The organism is Streptomyces sp. JLYT201 (assembly GCF_059448825.1).
Genome location: NZ_CM182551.1, coordinates 2558586 through 2573715 on the forward strand (window position 1 = coordinate 2558586; position 15130 = coordinate 2573715).

General features: G+C 73.4%; 7 protein-coding genes. 3 read left to right on the plus strand and 4 right to left on the minus strand.

The genetic code is table 11. The features are described from left to right. Positions 1-287: 287 nt before the first annotated feature. The 3 genes from AC5WAM_RS10095 to AC5WAM_RS10105 are packed head-to-tail and all read right to left on the minus strand — an operon-like array spanning position 288 to position 10991. Positions 288-4088 carry an SDR family NAD(P)-dependent oxidoreductase gene (locus tag AC5WAM_RS10095; RefSeq protein WP_495522378.1) on the minus strand — a complete coding sequence of 1267 codons (3801 nt, stop codon included), beginning with the start codon at positions 4086-4088 and terminating at the stop codon, positions 288-290. Continuing rightward, entirely contained in the window at positions 4085-4864 is a 780-nt protein-coding gene (locus AC5WAM_RS10100; protein WP_366792024.1) for a thioesterase II family protein, read from the minus strand. Before AC5WAM_RS10100 ends, AC5WAM_RS10095 begins: the two co-directional genes overlap by 4 nt. Positions 4865-4877: 13 nt before the next feature. After that, positions 4878-10991, minus strand: coding sequence for an amino acid adenylation domain-containing protein (locus AC5WAM_RS10105; protein WP_495522379.1), 6114 nt, complete (start codon positions 10989-10991; stop codon positions 4878-4880). 984 nt (positions 10992-11975) lie between these two features. Between AC5WAM_RS10105 and AC5WAM_RS10110 the strand changes: the two genes are divergently transcribed. The 3 genes from AC5WAM_RS10110 (at position 11976) to AC5WAM_RS10120 (ending at position 14693) form a co-directional block, all read left to right on the plus strand. Further along, positions 11976-12710: an SDR family NAD(P)-dependent oxidoreductase gene (locus tag AC5WAM_RS10110; RefSeq protein WP_366792026.1), complete on the plus strand. Its 735-nt coding sequence runs from the start codon at positions 11976-11978 to the stop codon at positions 12708-12710. Positions 12711-12777: 67 nt separating this feature from the next. After that, complete coding sequence (locus AC5WAM_RS10115; protein ID WP_495522380.1) at positions 12778-13590, plus strand: phytanoyl-CoA dioxygenase family protein; 813 nt, start codon at positions 12778-12780, stop codon at positions 13588-13590. After that, positions 13587-14693: a zinc-binding dehydrogenase gene (locus tag AC5WAM_RS10120; RefSeq protein WP_495522381.1), complete on the plus strand. Its 1107-nt coding sequence runs from the start codon at positions 13587-13589 to the stop codon at positions 14691-14693. The genes AC5WAM_RS10115 and AC5WAM_RS10120 overlap by 4 nt, the downstream gene beginning before the upstream one ends. A 181-nt stretch (positions 14694-14874) precedes the next feature. Here the strand turns inward: AC5WAM_RS10120 and AC5WAM_RS10125 are convergent, their stop codons facing one another. Then, entirely contained in the window at positions 14875-15072 is a 198-nt protein-coding gene (locus AC5WAM_RS10125) for a ferredoxin (RefSeq protein ID WP_138962435.1), read from the minus strand. Positions 15073-15130 lie beyond the last annotated feature (58 nt).

Genomic DNA, 15130 nt, shown 5'->3' on the forward strand with positions numbered 1-15130 from the left:
CGACGTCCGTGGGTTTCATGAATTTCGAATGGGCGAGCCGGTCTATCGGTCCGTCTCGTACCTGCCGCTCAATTCACATCGGGATGACGGCGGTCGGGCACTTCGGGCTGACGGCGGAGCGACACTTACTTTTCCCGCAGCGCCCCTCGGGGTCAAGCGAATTCCAGGTGGAGCAGCATGCGGCCGGTGCCCCGTTTTTCCTGGCGACAGGACACGGGGACACCGGCCGGGCCGCGGCGGCCGGGGGCGGCCGCCGCGGCGGGGCGCCGAGTGCGGCGCGGGAGCGGTCAGCCTGCGGTGTGCCGGGTGACGAACGCCGCCATGCCCTCGACCGTGGGGTGCTCGTAGAGCTCCTGCGTCGGCACCCGGACGGCGAACTCCTCGTCGACCAGGGCGAGCAGACGGGTGGCCCGGATCGAGTTGCCGCCGAGGTCGAAGAACGAGTCGTCCCTGCCGACCTCCGGCTGGTTCAGGGCGTCCGACCACAGGGCGGCGAGCTGCCGCTCCAGGTCGGTCTCGGGCGCCGTGAAGCGGCGCTTGGGCCGGTCGGCGGCCGTGTCGGCGAGCAGCCGGGCCACGTCGACGGCGCCCGCCGCGTCCCTCGGGACGCGGTCCACGCGCACCAGGCGCACCGGCACCGGGCAGTCCTGCACGCTGGGCGCGACGGCCGCGTGCACGGCCTCCGCGTCCACGCCGTCAGCGGTGTAGGCGACGAGCAGCTCACCGATCCGCAGCTGTTCCGGAACCAGTTCGTCCACGATCGCCGGATTCCCCAGGTCGAGGCCGACGATCAGGTAGTGGTGCGGTGTCACGATGCTTTCGGTGAACAGCCGCAGACCGTCAGAGGCGTTGATGGAACGGAAACCCCGGCTGCGCGCGGGCGCATCGGACTGGTTCTGGTTCATGCCGATGCCCGACCACATGCTCCAGGCCAGGCAATGCACCGTGCGGCGGCGCTCGTGGTGCCAGTGGTCCGCAAATCCCACCAGGAAGCCATTGGCCGCCGAATACGCGCCGAAGGAATGGCCGCCGAATTCTCCGTTCACGGAGCCGAAGAGCACGAGCGAGGCGTCGGGCCGGGTGAGGAGCACCTGCGCCACCGCGAGGGTGCCCGCGACCTTGGCCCCGTACTGGGCGGCGTACGTCTCCGCCGACTCGGCGGCCACGGTGTGCTGTTCGAGGTCGGCCCACTGCCCCGTGGGGTTGGCCCCCGCCAGGTGCAGCGCGCCGTCGAGCGGGCGCCCCCAGCGGGCCTCGGCCGCGGCGACCGCCGCTTCGAGGGCGGCCCCGTCGGTGATGTCGAGCTGCTCGTACACGACGCTGCCGAGCGCGGAGAGCTCGGCGAGCCGGGCCGCCTTCTCGCCCTCGGCGGGCGACCTGCCGACGAGCAGCAGACGCGCTCCGTAGGCGGCGGCGAGATAGCCCGCGATCTCGTGGCCGATGCCGCCGAGGCCACCGGTGACCAGGTAGAGGCCGCCCGCGACCAGCGGCGCGGCGGCCGGCGCGGCGTCGTCGGCGACCGGGGCCACCTGCGGCTTGAAGCGCCGGCCAGCGCGCACGGCGACGGTGCCCGTGCTGGTGGTGTCGGCGAGTTCGGCGCGCACGGCCGCCGGCCAGGCGCCGGGGTCGGCGGGCAGGTCGAGCTGGCGGATCACGGTGCGGGGGTTCTCGGCGACGGCGGTCCGCACCAGGGCGGGCAGCGCGCAGGTGCCGAGGTCGACGGCGTCGCCCTCGCGCACGTACACCGAGCCGGAGGTGACCAGGAGCAGCGTCGGGTGGCCGAACGTCCCGTCGGCGAGCGCCCCGACGAGGGCGGAGAGTTCCGCCGTCGCCGCGGTGAGCCGGGCGTGCGGGTCGTCCCCGCCGGACAGCGGCGGGGCGAGCACGACGGTGGCGAGCGGGCCGTGGGCCTCGGTCACGGCCGTGAGCAGCCGCCGCAGGTCCTCGCGGTCGTCCGGCCGCGCCGTGAACCGCAGGGGCGCCTGCTCGGCGAAGCCCGTACCGCGGCCGACGGTGATGACCGGCCCCTCGGCGCCCAGGCGCGCGGCGTCGGCGTCGTCGGCGATGACGAGCCGGACCCCGGTCCCGGCCGCCGCCGCTGCGGGGTCGGGCAGCTCGGTCCACTGCCGCCGGAACAGCCAGGTGTCCGGCACCTCCTCGGCCGTCTCGCCGCCGATGGCGCGGTCGGCGAAGGTCCCGGCGCGGAAGGCGGCGGCGAGCGCGGCCCGCTGGACCTTGCCGCTGCCCGTCTTCGGGAACTCGGCCTCGGTGACGGGCACCAGCAGGTCGGGCGCGATGCCGACCTCGCGGGGCAGCAGGGCGCGCAGCTCCTCGCTGACCCCGGCGAGCGCGTCGGCGTCCCAGCGCACCGGCACGAAGAAGACCACGAGCTGATCGGAGTCGGCGCCGGGCTCGCGCACGCCGACGGCGGCCGAGAAGGTGACCTTCACGCCCGCGGCCCGCTCCACGACGCTCTCGACCTCGTGCGCCATGTAGTTGATGCCGCGCACGATGATCTGGTCCTTCTTGCGCCCGGCGATCACGACTTCGCCGTCGTGGACGAACGCGAGGTCGCCGGTGCGGAACCAGCCGTCCTCGTCGAACGCCTCGCGGTTGGCCTCCTCGTTGGCGAAGTAGCCGTGCATCAGCGTCAGACCGCGGATGCGCAGCTCGCCGAGGCGGTCCTCGGGCAGCTCCCGGCCCGTGTCGTCGACGATGCGCAGCTGCACCCCGGGCAGAGGGCTGCCGACCGTCGAGAGGACGACCGCGGCCTGGTCGGACGGGTCGACGTGGCGGACGGTGCCGGTCAGCGAGGCCGGGTCGATGGCGACGGTGCCCGCGCCGTGGTCGTCGCGGTGCTGCTGGGTGTACGTCACGCCGGAGCAGGTCTCGGACATGCCCCACGCCGGGCGCATGGCGTCGGCGGCGAGGCCGTGCGGGGCGAGCAGTTCGAGGAACTTGTGGCTGGTCGAGGCGATGACCGGCTCACCGCCGTTGACGATCTCGCGCAGGCACGACAGGTCCCAGGAGCGGTTGGTGCGGACCTCGTCGGCGTGCTCGTTGACGAGGGCGTAGACGAAGTTCGGCGCCCAGGTGTTCGTCACGCGGTAGCGGTCGACCCAGCCGAGCCAGAGCAGCGGGTCGCCGAGCGCGTGCTCGGTCGTGGCGTTGATGTGCAGACACCGCGCGAAGACGTCACGGACGTTGTAGAAGGCGACCGTGACGTGGTCGAACGGCATGTAGATGAGGCTGATGTCGTCGCCGGTGAGGCCGCAGTGCTGGATCACGGCGAGCGACCGGGCCACCAGGCTGGCGTGGGTGTGGTGCACACACTTGGGCATCCCGGTGCTGCCCGAGGTGAGCAGGTTGAGCGCCGGGGACGCGGGGGTGGCGGGGAACCAGTCGCTGTCGGGCTCGAAGGCCAGGAGTTCGGCGACGGTGCTGATGCGCACCTCGGGCTCGCCCCACAGCTCGCGCACCCCGGCGAGCGCCTCGGCGGTGGCGTCGTCGGTGAGCAGCACGGGCCGCGCGAGCAGCTTCCAGGCGTTGTGCAGCTTGCGGTTGGTCTCGTTCTCCGCCCGGTACGTCGTGGCCACGCCGACCGGGGTCGGTACGAAGCCGCCGAGCACACAGGCCCAGAACGCGGTCAGGAAGGCCTTGTTGTCGTCGAACTGGAACAGCGCCGCGTCTCCCGGGCGCAGTCCGGCGGCGCGGAGTCCGGCGAGGACCCGCTCGGCGTCGGCGAGCAGCTCGGCGTAGCTCTGGAACACGTCGTCGTGTCCCTTGGTGAGGTAGACCGTGCCCTTGTCGGGGGCGAGCCGGGCCGCCTGGCTCAGGGCCTCCTGGAGGGTGGTCGGGGCGCCGTCGGGGATGAGCAGGGGGCCGCCGTCCAGGAGGGCGGGCGCGGCGTCCCCGAGGTCCTGCGCCTGCGCGGCGGACGGGGCCGCAGCGGGGCGCGGGGCGGAGGCCGTCCGCACGCCCTTGCGGGCCACGGCGACGGCGTCGCCGACACCGGGCACCGTCAGGGCGGCCGCGGTGATCCGGCCGGTGATGTCGTCGAGTACGCCGAGGGTGTCCGGGCTCGTCATGCGGTCCTCCCTGCCACCGCGCCCAGCACCGTCTCGGCGATGGCCGAGACCACGATGCCGGGCGAATCGAGGAAGTAGAAGTGTCCGCCGTCGTAGAAGCGGAGGGTGAACTCGGCGTTCGTCTGCTCGCGCCAGCCGTCCAGCGAATCCTTGGGCGCCTGCGGGTCGCTCTCCCCCGCGAGGACGGTGATGGGGCAGTCGAGCGGCGCCTCGGGGGCCGTGCGGTGGCGCTCCCAGAGGCTGAAGTCGGCGCGCAGCACGGGCACCAGGGAGTCCATGACGAACTCGTCGTTCGCGATCTCCTCGTCGATGCCGCCGAGGGTCAGCATCGCGTCGCGGAACTCGTCGTCGGACAGGTCGTGCAGCTGCCGGATCCCGGTCGCGCCGGGGGCGGCCTGCGCGGACAGGAAGAGGTGTTCGGGCCCGGTCTGGCCCTTCGCGCGCAGGGCCTTGGCGAGCTCGAAGGCGAGGGCCGCGCCGCAGGAGTGGCCGAAGAAGGAGTACGAACCGCCGAGCACGGGCCGCAGCGCGTGGGTCAGCACGCTGACCAGCGGGCCGACCTCGCTGAACGGCTCCTCGGCGATGCGGTCCTGACGGCCGGGCAGCTGAACGGCGACCAGCTCGATCTCCGGCGGGAGCAGGGCCGCCCACTCGGCGTAGGCCGTCGCGCCGGCGCCCGCGTGCGGGAAGCAGATGAGCCGGTGCCTGCTCTGCGGCTGCCGGGCGCGCCAGATGTAGGGGGTCTCACCGGCGAGTTCGGGGCTCACTATGGACATGCTGGGTTTCTCCCTAGCTCATCTTGCGCAGTCGGGGGCCGCTCGCTGTGACGATCTCGTCCCAGTGGGCCGCCAGTTCGGCGATGGTCTTGTGCTGGAATATCGAGCGAAGGGTGAGCTCCACCCCGAGCTCGTTGCGAATGCGGCCGATGAGCCTGGTCGCGAGCAGCGAATTGCCGCCCATGGCGAAGAAGTTGTCGTCGACGCTGAGGTTCTCCCGCTGGAGCACCTCGCCGAAGACCTTCAGCAGGAACTCCTCGCGCTCGCTGCCCGCCGCCCGGGCCGGGCTCGGCGCCGCGGCTTCGGGCAGCCGCTTGGCGTCGAGCCGCCCGGTGGCGGTCCTGGGCAGCTGGTCCAGGACCAGGACCGCGCGGGGCACGAGCCGGTGCGGGAGGCGCTGCGCGGCCAGGGCCCGCAGCTCGTCGGGCACGATCCGGGCGCCCTCGGCGGTGACGACGTAGGCGACGGGGCCGCTGTCGTCGCTGACCACGGCGGCGGCCGCCACGGCGGCGTGGCCCGAAAGCACGGCCTCCAGGGCCTGTTGGCCCTCGGCCTGCTCGGCGGAACGGCCGAGCGGCTCGTACCCGCCGTCGGCGGTGACGCGGGCCCGCAGGCCGGTGCGGTAGAGGCGGGCCCCGGCCGGACCGTGGGGGTCGGCGACGAAGTGCTCGGCGGTGCGGGCCCGGTGCCTGGGGTAGCCGCACCCGTACTCACCGGTGAGGTACAGCTCGCCGGTGCCGCCGGGGGCGGTGGGGGCGAGGGACGGGCTGAGGACGCGGGCGCGGGTGGGGTCGGCGGCGAGCGGGTGGGCTTCCGGCGCGCCCTCGCGGATCTCGACGGCGCGGCCGGCGGCGAGCGCGAGCAGGAGCTCGGCGGCGGGCGTGGTGGGGCCCGCCTCGAGGAACGCCGCGGTGTCGGAGGCGAAGCCGGGCACGTCGCGCAGGAGAGCGGCGTGGGTGACGGCCAGCGCCCGCGGCCGGGCCGTGGTGTCCGGCGCGTGGGTCAGCAGGGCCAGGCGGCCGGGGAGCGGGTGGACCTGCGGGACGGCCGGAGCGGCGTCCAGGGCGTCCAGGGGCACCCGGATGCGGGGCGCGGCGCCCCAGTCGCGGTCGTCGGTCTCCTTGTCGACGATGACGGCGCTCACCGCGGTGTCCCGGACGACGGAGCCGGTCCACTCCGGGGAGTCCTCGGCGTCCAGGGGCAGGGCGCAGGCGCCCGCCTTCAGGACGGCGAGCAGAGCGGCCGTGCGGTCCACCGGGTCGACGCAGGAGACGGCCACCACGGAGTCGGGTTCCACGGCGTGCCGCAGGAGTTCACCGGCGAGGCGGTCGGCCCGCTCGTCCAGCTCGCGCCGGGTGATCACCCCGTCGGCGACGAAGGCCAGGGCGTCCGGGTCCTCGGTCACCAGGCGCGCGAAGAGCTGCGGCAGCAGCTCGCCGGACGCGGCCGGGGCCACCTGCGGGGTCTGGTCGGCCGCGAGCGCGCCGGACGCGGGGGCGCCCACCGCTCCGACCCTGCTGTGGGGGTCGGCGAGGAAGGCCCGCAGCACGCGAAGGAGGCGCTCCGCGACGTCGGCCGCCCGCTCCCGGTCGAACGCGCCGAGCTGGTACTGGAGCCGCAGGCGGAGCAGCGGGTCCTGCTCGGCCATCACGATGAGCGGGTAGTTCGCGCCCGCGATGTTGCGGAAGGTCGGCACGGACAGACCGGCCGCTCGGCCGGCGTCGGCGATGGCAGCGTTGTCGAAGGGGTGGGACTGGACCAGGACGAGGGTGTCGAACAGCGTGTCCAGGCCGGTGGCCTCGTGGATGTCGGCCAGGCCGCAGTCGTCGTGGTCGAGCAGGGCGGCCTGCGAGGCCTGGAGCTCGGTCGCCACCTGGGCGAGGGTCTTGCCCGGCGCGCAGCGCGCGCGGACCGGCACGGTGTTGATGAACAGGCCGACCGTGTCGGCCACGCCCGGCAGCTCCGGCGGGCGGCCGGAGACCGTGGCGCCGAACAGGACGTCGGTGCGGCCGGTGAGCTCGCCGAGGACGACGGCCCAGGCGGCCTGGACGACGTTGCTGGGCGTGCTGCCCGTCTCCGCGGCCCGCCGCACCAGGGCGCGGGCCTCGTCCGGCGTCAGGGCGAGGTCGAGTTCGCCGAAGCCGCTGGCGCCGCCTTCGGCCTCCTCGGGCACGAGCAGGGTCGGCTCGTCGATCCCCACGAGGGCGTCCGTGTGGGCCCGTACCGAAAGCTCGCGCCGTTCCTCGTCGCGGCGCTGGAGGTGGCCGAGGAACTCCTTGAAGGACGGCGCCTTGGCCAGCGCGGACGGGTCGGCGTACAGCCACAGCAGTTCGCGCAGCAGGATCGGCTCGGACCAGCCGTCGAACAGCACGTGCTGGCCGGTGAGGATCACCTCGGTGCGGCCGTCCCCGACGTGCGCCAGGGTCATGCGCAGCAGCGGCGGCTCGGTGGTGTCGAAGGTCGTGGTGCGGTCCTCGGTGAGGAAGGCCTCGAACGCGTCCTCCGCCACGGTCACCTCGCGCCAGGGCAGGGTCACGCCCGAGACGACGAGCTGCACGAGGTCGCCGTCCGCGTCGGGCACGTAGGCGGTGCGCAGGCTCGCGTGCCGGTCGAGGAGCGCCTGACCCGCCGCCCGCATCCGGGCGGCGTCCACCGGGCCTTCGAAGCCGAAGAGCAGCTGCACCTGGTACATGTCCACGCCGGTGCCTGCCAGCTCGGTGTGGTGCAGCAGACCGGCCTGCAGGGGGGTCAGCGGCCAGACGTCGCTCAGGCCCGGGTACCGCTTCTCCCAGGTTTCGAGCTCTCCCTGGGAGACGCTGACCAGCGGCACGTCCGACGGCGTCAGGCCGCCCGCGCCGGGGGCGGCCGCGTGCCGCACCAGGGCTTCGAGCGCCGACTGCCACAGCTCGGCCAGCTCAGTGACGTCCGCCGCCGGGAGCACCCCGGCCGGGGCGCCGAAGACCGCGCCCAGGCGCGGACCGGCCGCGGTGTCGGTGACCATCGCGTTGATGTCCACCTCGCACAGCGCGGGCATGGCCGGGTCGTGCCCGGCGTCCAGCTCGGCCAGCTCGGTGAACTCCGCGGCGTCCGCGGTCTGGGTGAAGCCCAGGCCGTGCAGCTCCTCGGGCATGTCGCCGGCGGAGAAGCGGCCCAGGTAGTTGAAGCCGATCTGGCCGAGGCCGCGCGGGCGCAGGACCTCGGCGGTCTCGGGGTTGAGGTAGCGCAGCAGGCCGTAGCCGAGGCCCTTGTCGGGCAGGGCGAGCAGCTGCTCCTTGACCGCCTTGATGACGGCGCCCGCGGCCCGGCCGGAGGCGAAGGCGTCCTCGACGTCGATGCCGGACAGGTTGAGGCGGACCGGGAAGACGCTGGTGAACCAGCCCACGGTGCGCGAGAGGTCGGCGCCGGGCACCGACTCCTCCTCGCGCCCGTGCCCTTCGAGGCGCAGCAGCGTCGAGGGCTCATCGACGCCGCGCGTGCGGCGCCAGCGGACCACCGCCATCGCCAGGGCGGCGAGCAGCACGTCGTTGACCCCGCCGCGGAAGGCCGCGGGCACGGAGGTGAGGACGGCCTCGGTGGCGGCGCTCGGGAGCACCACGCGCACCTTCTCGACGGTGGCCTGTACGTCCTTGGCCGGGTCGAGGCGCCGGGCGCCGAGGACCGGGTCGGGTCCGTCGAGGATCGAGGTCCACCGGTCGAGCTCGGCCACCCGCTCGGGCCGGGCCGCCTCCTCCACCAGGGCGTGGGCCCAGCGCCGTACGGAGGTCGCGGGGGCCGCGAGGCGCGGGGCGGCGCCGTCGCGCACCTGCTTCCAGGCGGTGGCGAGGTCGGGCATCAGGATCCGCCAGGAGACGCCGTCGACGACCATGTGGTGCAGGCCGACCAGGAGTCGTCCGGGGCCGGTGGGCGGCTGGAACCACACGAACTGCGCGAGGGCGCCGGCCGCCGGGTCGAGGCGCTTGGCCAGGTCCTGGAGTTCGGTCACGAGCAGGGTCCGCCAGGACTCGCCGGACCACTGTCCGTCGCAGGACACGGTGCGGATCAGCGGGTCCACGTCGACGGTGCCTGCCGGGGCGACGAGCAGCCCGTCGGGCAGCAGCCGCGCGCGCAGCAGGTCGTGCCGGTCGAGTACGGCCGTCAGGGTCGCGGCCAGGCCTTCCCGGTCGATGTCGTGCGGCAGTTCCAGGACCACGGCCTGGAGCAGGGAGTCGAAGCCCGCGCCGTTCTCCAGGATCCAGTGCGCCACCGGCATGAGCGGCAGGTGTCCCACGCCGCCGCCGTCGAGTTCGGCAAGGACGGGGCCGCTCTCGCCGGTGTCGGTGGCGGCGACGGCGGCCAGTTCGGCCACGGTCCGGTGCTCGAACACCTGCCGGGACGTGACCAGGAGGCCGTGGGTCCTGGCCCGCGACACCACCTGGATGGACTGGATGCTGTCGCCGCCGAGGGCGAAGAAGTCGTCGTCGACGCCGACGCGTGCCTGGCCGAGGACCTCGGCGAAGACACCGGCCAGGACCTCCTCGGTCCCGGTGCGCGGCGCGCGGTAGGCGGTGCTGGTGAAGTGCGGCTCGGGCAGGGCGGCCCGGTCCAGCTTGCCGTTCGGGGTCAGGGGCAGTCGGTCGAGCTCCATGAGCGCGGCCGGAACCATGAAGTCCGGAAGTCCCTTGGCCACGAACTCGCGCAGCTCGGCCGGGAGGTCCGCCGCGTCGGGCGCGGGCGCGCCGTCCTGGGTGCGGACCACATAGCCGACGAGCTGCTTGGCCGTGTCGCCGCCGCGGCCCTCCCGGGCGATCACCGCGGCGTGCGCCACCGCGGGGTGGGCGAGCAGCGCCGCCTCGATCTCGCCGAGCTCGATGCGGAAGCCGCGCACCTTCACCTGGTGGTCGGCGCGCCCCTGGTACACGAGGTCGCCGTTCGCGTCGCGGATCACCAGGTCGCCGGTGCGGTACATCCGTTCACCGGCCGGGCCGAAGGGGCAGGCCACGAACCGCTCGGCGGTCAGGCCCGGCCTGCGCAGATAGCCGCGGGCCACGCCGGGGCCCGCGATGTACAGCTCGCCGGGGACGCCCGGCTCAACCGGCCGCAGCTCCGCGTCGAGCACATAGCCCGCGAAGCTGTCAAGGGGCTGCCCGATCGGCACCTCGGCGTCCGGGTCCCGCGTGGGGTCGACCCGGTGGCTGGTGGCGAAGACCGTGGTCTCGGTCGGGCCGTAGCCGTTCACGAAGACGGTGTCGGGGCAGGCCGCCATGGCCTGGGCGACGGCCTGCGGCGAGACGCGGTCGCCGCCCACCCACACCTCGCGGAGCCCGGTCAGACAGTGCGCGTCCTCCTCCACCAGGAGGTTGAAGAGCGCGCTGGTGATCCAGACGGCGGTGACGTCGTGCCGCGCCACCTGCTCGGCGAGCGCGGCGGGCGTGAGGTCGGGCGAGGGGTCGACGACGACCGTGCCGCCGTTGAGGAGCGGCACCCAGATCTCGTAGACGGAGGCGTCGAAGGCCAACGGCGAGTGCAGCAGCATGCGTTCCTGCGCACCGCCGCGCCAGCGCTCGTCCAGGGCCAGGGCCGCCACGTCGCGGTGGGTGACGCCGATGCCCTTGGGCCGGCCCGTCGACCCGGAGGTGTAGATCACGTACGCGAGCGCCAGCGGGTGGGCGGCGACGGCGGGCGCCGCGCCGGTGGCGCCGGTCAGCTCCGCCACGTCCACGGCCGGGCAGGAGCCGGAGAGGCGCGGCGCGGAGTCCCCCGCGCTCAGCAGCAGGACGGGGTCCGCGTCGCCGAGCATCAACTCGACGCGCTCGACGGGGTAGTCGGGGTCGAGCGGCAGATAGGCGGCGCCTGCCTTGAGCACGCCGAGGAGGGCCACGACGGACTCCGCGGACCGCGGCAGCGCGACCGCGACGAGGGACTCCGGCTGTACGCCGCGCCCGGCGAGGCCCGCGGCCAGCGCGGCGGACCTGGTGTCGAGCTGGCCGTAGGTCAGGGTCTCGTCCCCGCAGACCACGGCGGTCGCGTCCGGAGTCAGCCGGGCCTGCTGGGCGAACAGCTCGAGCACCGTCGTGTCGAGGATCCGTCCGGCCGCACCGTCCCTACTCGTCAGCGGACGGTTTCGCTCCAGCGGAGCATGCACATCCATCACCCCACACAGACAAATGGATCGAAGAAGTGGTTCAGATCAAGCCGCCGCCCGCGGTGACCGGGCGGGGAAATATCCCCGGGCGTACCGCCGCCGGTGAATTCCGCACGCGCCGCCCAAGCCTCCCGGCCTGCGAACACACCCTCATGCCTGCGGCCTGCCGGGGTCAAGCAAAGAAGAGTCCCTGGCAGGGCGTTGCGCGGCGGCCCCCGTGTCCCGTCTACAGGACATCCGAATGGCGCCTGGCGAGGCCACTCGGGAGCACGGCGGACACGGACCCGAGCAGGGTTCACGGAAAGCCGCGGAAGGGCAATCCCCGGGCATGTCGCGGAGCATGTCCCCTACGTTTCCTCCGAGTTGCGCGACGGGGTCGCGCGGGCAACCGCGAAGGAGCGCCGCAGACATCTACGAAGAGGAGCCACAGGCTTCCGCGAAGGAGTGCCGCGGGCAACCGCGAAGGAGAGCGAAGGGCTTGTGCGGCGGCGGCCTGCCGCTGTCCGCTGTCCCTGTTCCGCACTGCTTCGCCATCGTTTCCGCATCGCGCGAAGGGGCCCTACTATCCCCCTCCGTGGCGCACGAAACCTCCGCGGCGCGAACACCAGCAATTCCCCGGCCCGTCCGCACGTGATTCCCCGGGGCATCGCCCGCACGACGCCCCACGTGTCCCGTGGACAGGACATCCGAGATGTCGCGAAGCGGTCTTGTCAGGCACTCTTTCCCTGCTTGACCCCGGCAGGCCGCAGGCGTGAGGGTGTGGCAGCGGGCCGGGAGGCCTGGGCGGCGCGTGCGGAATTCACCGGCGGCGTTACGCCCGGGGATATTCCCCGCCCGGTCATCGCGGGCGGCGGCCCGATCCGAACCAGTTCTTCGATCCATTCGTCCGTGCGGGGTGAGGGACGTACGCGATCCGCCCGGGCTGCTCGACGCCGGGGCGATCCCGCGTCCGGCCGACCGCCCCGCAGTACGCACCTCTGTGGAGTTCTCATGGCGACGGCAGTGATCAGCGGCGGCACCCGGGGCATCGGACTGACGCTGAGTCTGCGGCTCAGCGCCCTGGGCCACCGGGTGCTGGCCCTCTACCGGAGCGACGAGACCGCGGCCAAGGAGGCGGCCGAGGCGGGCGAGGGAAGCATCGTCCCCGTCCGGGCCGACGTCGGGCGGCCCGCGGAGGTCCGCGAGGTCTGCGCGCGGATCGTCGAGGAGCACGGCGCCCCCCGGATCCTGGTGAACAACGCCGGGGTCAACCGCGACCGGTCCTTCCTCTCCCTCACCGAGGAGGACTGGGACCAGGTCGTCGCGACCAACCTCTCCGGGCCGTTCCACCTCAGCCAGGCCCTCGCACCCGCCATGATCGAGGCGGGCGGCGGCTCCATCGTCAACATCGGCGCCACCACGGCGATCCGCCCGCGGGCGAACGGCGCCAACTACTGTGCCAGCAAGGCGGGGCTGCTCCAGCTCACCAAGTGCATGGCCCTTGAACTGGCTCCGCACATCCAGGTCAACGCGCTGCTCCCCGGATTTACCGACACCCCAGAAGTCACCGAGCGCTACCGGCTCGACGAGCCGGAACGACGCGCGGCCGTCATCGACTCCATTCCACAGCAGCGGATCGGCACCCCGCAGGACATCGCCGACGCTCTCGAATTCCTTGTGACCTCGCGGTCCTCCTACATCACGGGTCAGCAACTGATCGTGGACGGCGGACACTTCATGGGGTGAATCCCCGGCGCTACCTCACGTACGCGCCCACTACGTGAATTCCCTTCGCATAAGGAGCGAAAGAAGAATGCGTCTGACTCAGGAGCAGTTGGAGCAGTACCACGAGAACGGCTTTCTGCTGCTCGAATCCCTGCTGGACGAGCGCGAGGTGGACGCCCTGCGCACCGCGTTCCAGAAGGACTGCGAGACGGAGGGGCCGCACCGGATCATCGAGGACGGCGGCGAGGAGGTGCGCGCGGTCTACTCCTCCCACCTCCGGCAGCCCGAATACGCCCGCCTCATGCGTGATCCGCGGGTGCTGGTCCCCGCCCAGCAGCTGCTCCCCGACGACGTGTACGTCTACCAGTTCAAGATCAATGCCAAGCCGGCCTTCGGCGGCGACAAGTGGGCCTGGCACCAGGACTTCCTGGCCTGGCAGATCTCCGACACCCTGCCCGCCCCGCTCCAGGTGAACGTGGGCGTCTTCCTCGACGACGTCACCGAGTTCAACGGTCCCGTCATCTTCCTGCCCGGCTCGCACCGCGACGGGCTCGTGCACGAGGGGCGCAAGGCCGAGCGGAAGTCCTCGCAGCACCTGGACCCGGACGACATCTCGCTCTCGCCGGAGCAGCTGGCCGACCTCGTCGACCGGCACGGCATGGTCAGCCCGAAGGGACCGGCCGGTTCCGTGGTGCTGTTCTCCCCGGAGATCGTGCACGGCTCGGCCCCCAACATGTCCCCCTTCGCCCGCCGTCTGCTCATCGCGACGTACAACGACGTCTCGAACCTGCCGAGCTGGAGCGGCGAGCCGCGCCCCGACTACGTGGTGTGCCGCGACTCCGCCCCGCTCGCCCCGCTCGACGGCTCCTTCCTCGACGACTTCGAGGAGGCGGCCGTATGACCGGGCGCACCGGCCGCGCGGTCGTCCTGGAGGAGTTCGGCAAGCCGCTCGCGCTGCGCGAGTACCCGCTGCCCCCGGCCCCGGAGCGCGGCATGATCGTCGCCTGTGGCTACGGCGGCATCTGCGGCACCGACCTGCATCTGCACCAGGGCCACCTGCCGATCCCGACCCCGCTGGTCCTGGGCCACGAAGGCCTCGGTGTCATACGGGAGTTGGGCGAGGGCTTCACGCACGACGCCCTCGGCACCGAGCTCAAGCCCGGCGACTCCGTCATGTGGGCCTCGTCCATCGCCTGCGGGACCTGTCCGCCGTGCCGGATCCACCGCGAGCCGACGCTGTGCGAGAACCGTCGTACGTACGGGGTGAACCGCTCCACCACGGCCGGGCCCGAGCTGTCCGGCTCGTGGGCCGACCACATCGTCCTGCAGGAGGGCACCACCGTCGTCAAGGCGGCCGAGGGCGTCGACCCGCTCGCCGCGATGTCGCTGGCCTGCGCGGGCCCCACCGTCGTGCACGCCCTGTACGAGCGCCGCCCCGTGCGGCTCGGTGAGGTCGTCGTCGTCCAGGGCAGCGGCCCGGTCGGCCTCGCGGCCGCGGCGTTCGCCCAGATCTCCGGGGCCGCCAAGGTCATCGTCATCGGCGGCCCGGCCGAGCGCCTGGAGGCGGCGGCGCGGGCGGGCATCGGCGACGTCCACCTGAACATCGCCGACGCCGCCGACCCGGACGACATCCTGAACGAGGTGCGCGCGGCCACCGGCGGTCAGGGCGCCGACCTCGTCATCGAGTGCGCGGGCGTCCCCCAGGCCGTCGCCCAGGGGCTGTACCTGGCCCGCAGGGGCGGCACGTACCTGGTCATCGGCCAGTACACGGACGCCGGTGACACGCTGGTCAACCCGCACCAGATCGTCTACCGCCAGCTCGACGTGATCGGCTCCTGGGCCTTCACCGGGGCCCACCTCGTCGAGTACGTGCGCCTGCTGCCCACGCTCGCCGCCCGGTTCGACCTGGCGAGCCTGGTGACGTCCTTCCCGCTCGACCGGCACGCGGACGCCCTGGCCGCGGTCGCCGACGGATCGGTGATGAAGGCGGTCCTCACGAGCTGACCCGCGCTCGCACACGGGCAGCGCCGCCCCCGCTCGCCCGCGGGTGCGCAGGGGCGCCGGACCCCCGCTCCACCGCGGCCGGTCCCGCGCCCCGTTCCCCCCACACACAAAGAGCCGTGTCCCCCGGCCGCCTTCCGGCGGCCGGGGGACACGGCTCGTGCGGTGCGCGGCGGCGACGGGGTCAGGCCTCCGTCACCGTGATCGCCTGGGCCGGGCAGGCCCTCGCGGCCTCGACCACGTCCTCCTCCAGGTCCGCGGACGGCCGCCCCTCCAGGAGGAGGACCCGGCCGGTCATCTCGTCCTGGTCGAAGACGTCGGGGACGGTCAGGACGCACTGGCCCGCCCCGACACAGGACTGTTCATCGACGGTGATGTGCACGTTTTCTCCGTTCGGCTCCGGGCGGTTCCGGCTCATCCGTGAGAGGGATCCGGCCGCC

Bases quoted from the DNA above. Each gene is read 5' to 3' on its own strand.
- AC5WAM_RS10095 (WP_495522378.1), bottom strand. From the start codon at position 4,088: ATGACGAGCCCGGACACCCTCGGCGTACTCGACGACATCACCGGCCGG.
- AC5WAM_RS10100 (WP_366792024.1), bottom strand. From the start codon at position 4,864: ATGTCCATAGTGAGCCCCGAACTCGCCGGTGAGACCCCCTACATCTGG.
- AC5WAM_RS10105 (WP_495522379.1), bottom strand. From the start codon at position 10,991: ATGGATGTGCATGCTCCGCTGGAGCGAAACCGTCCGCTGACGAGTAGG.
- AC5WAM_RS10110 (WP_366792026.1), top strand. From the start codon at position 11,976: ATGGCGACGGCAGTGATCAGCGGCGGCACCCGGGGCATCGGACTGACG.
- AC5WAM_RS10115 (WP_495522380.1), top strand. From the start codon at position 12,778: ATGCGTCTGACTCAGGAGCAGTTGGAGCAGTACCACGAGAACGGCTTT.
- AC5WAM_RS10120 (WP_495522381.1), top strand. From the start codon at position 13,587: ATGACCGGGCGCACCGGCCGCGCGGTCGTCCTGGAGGAGTTCGGCAAG.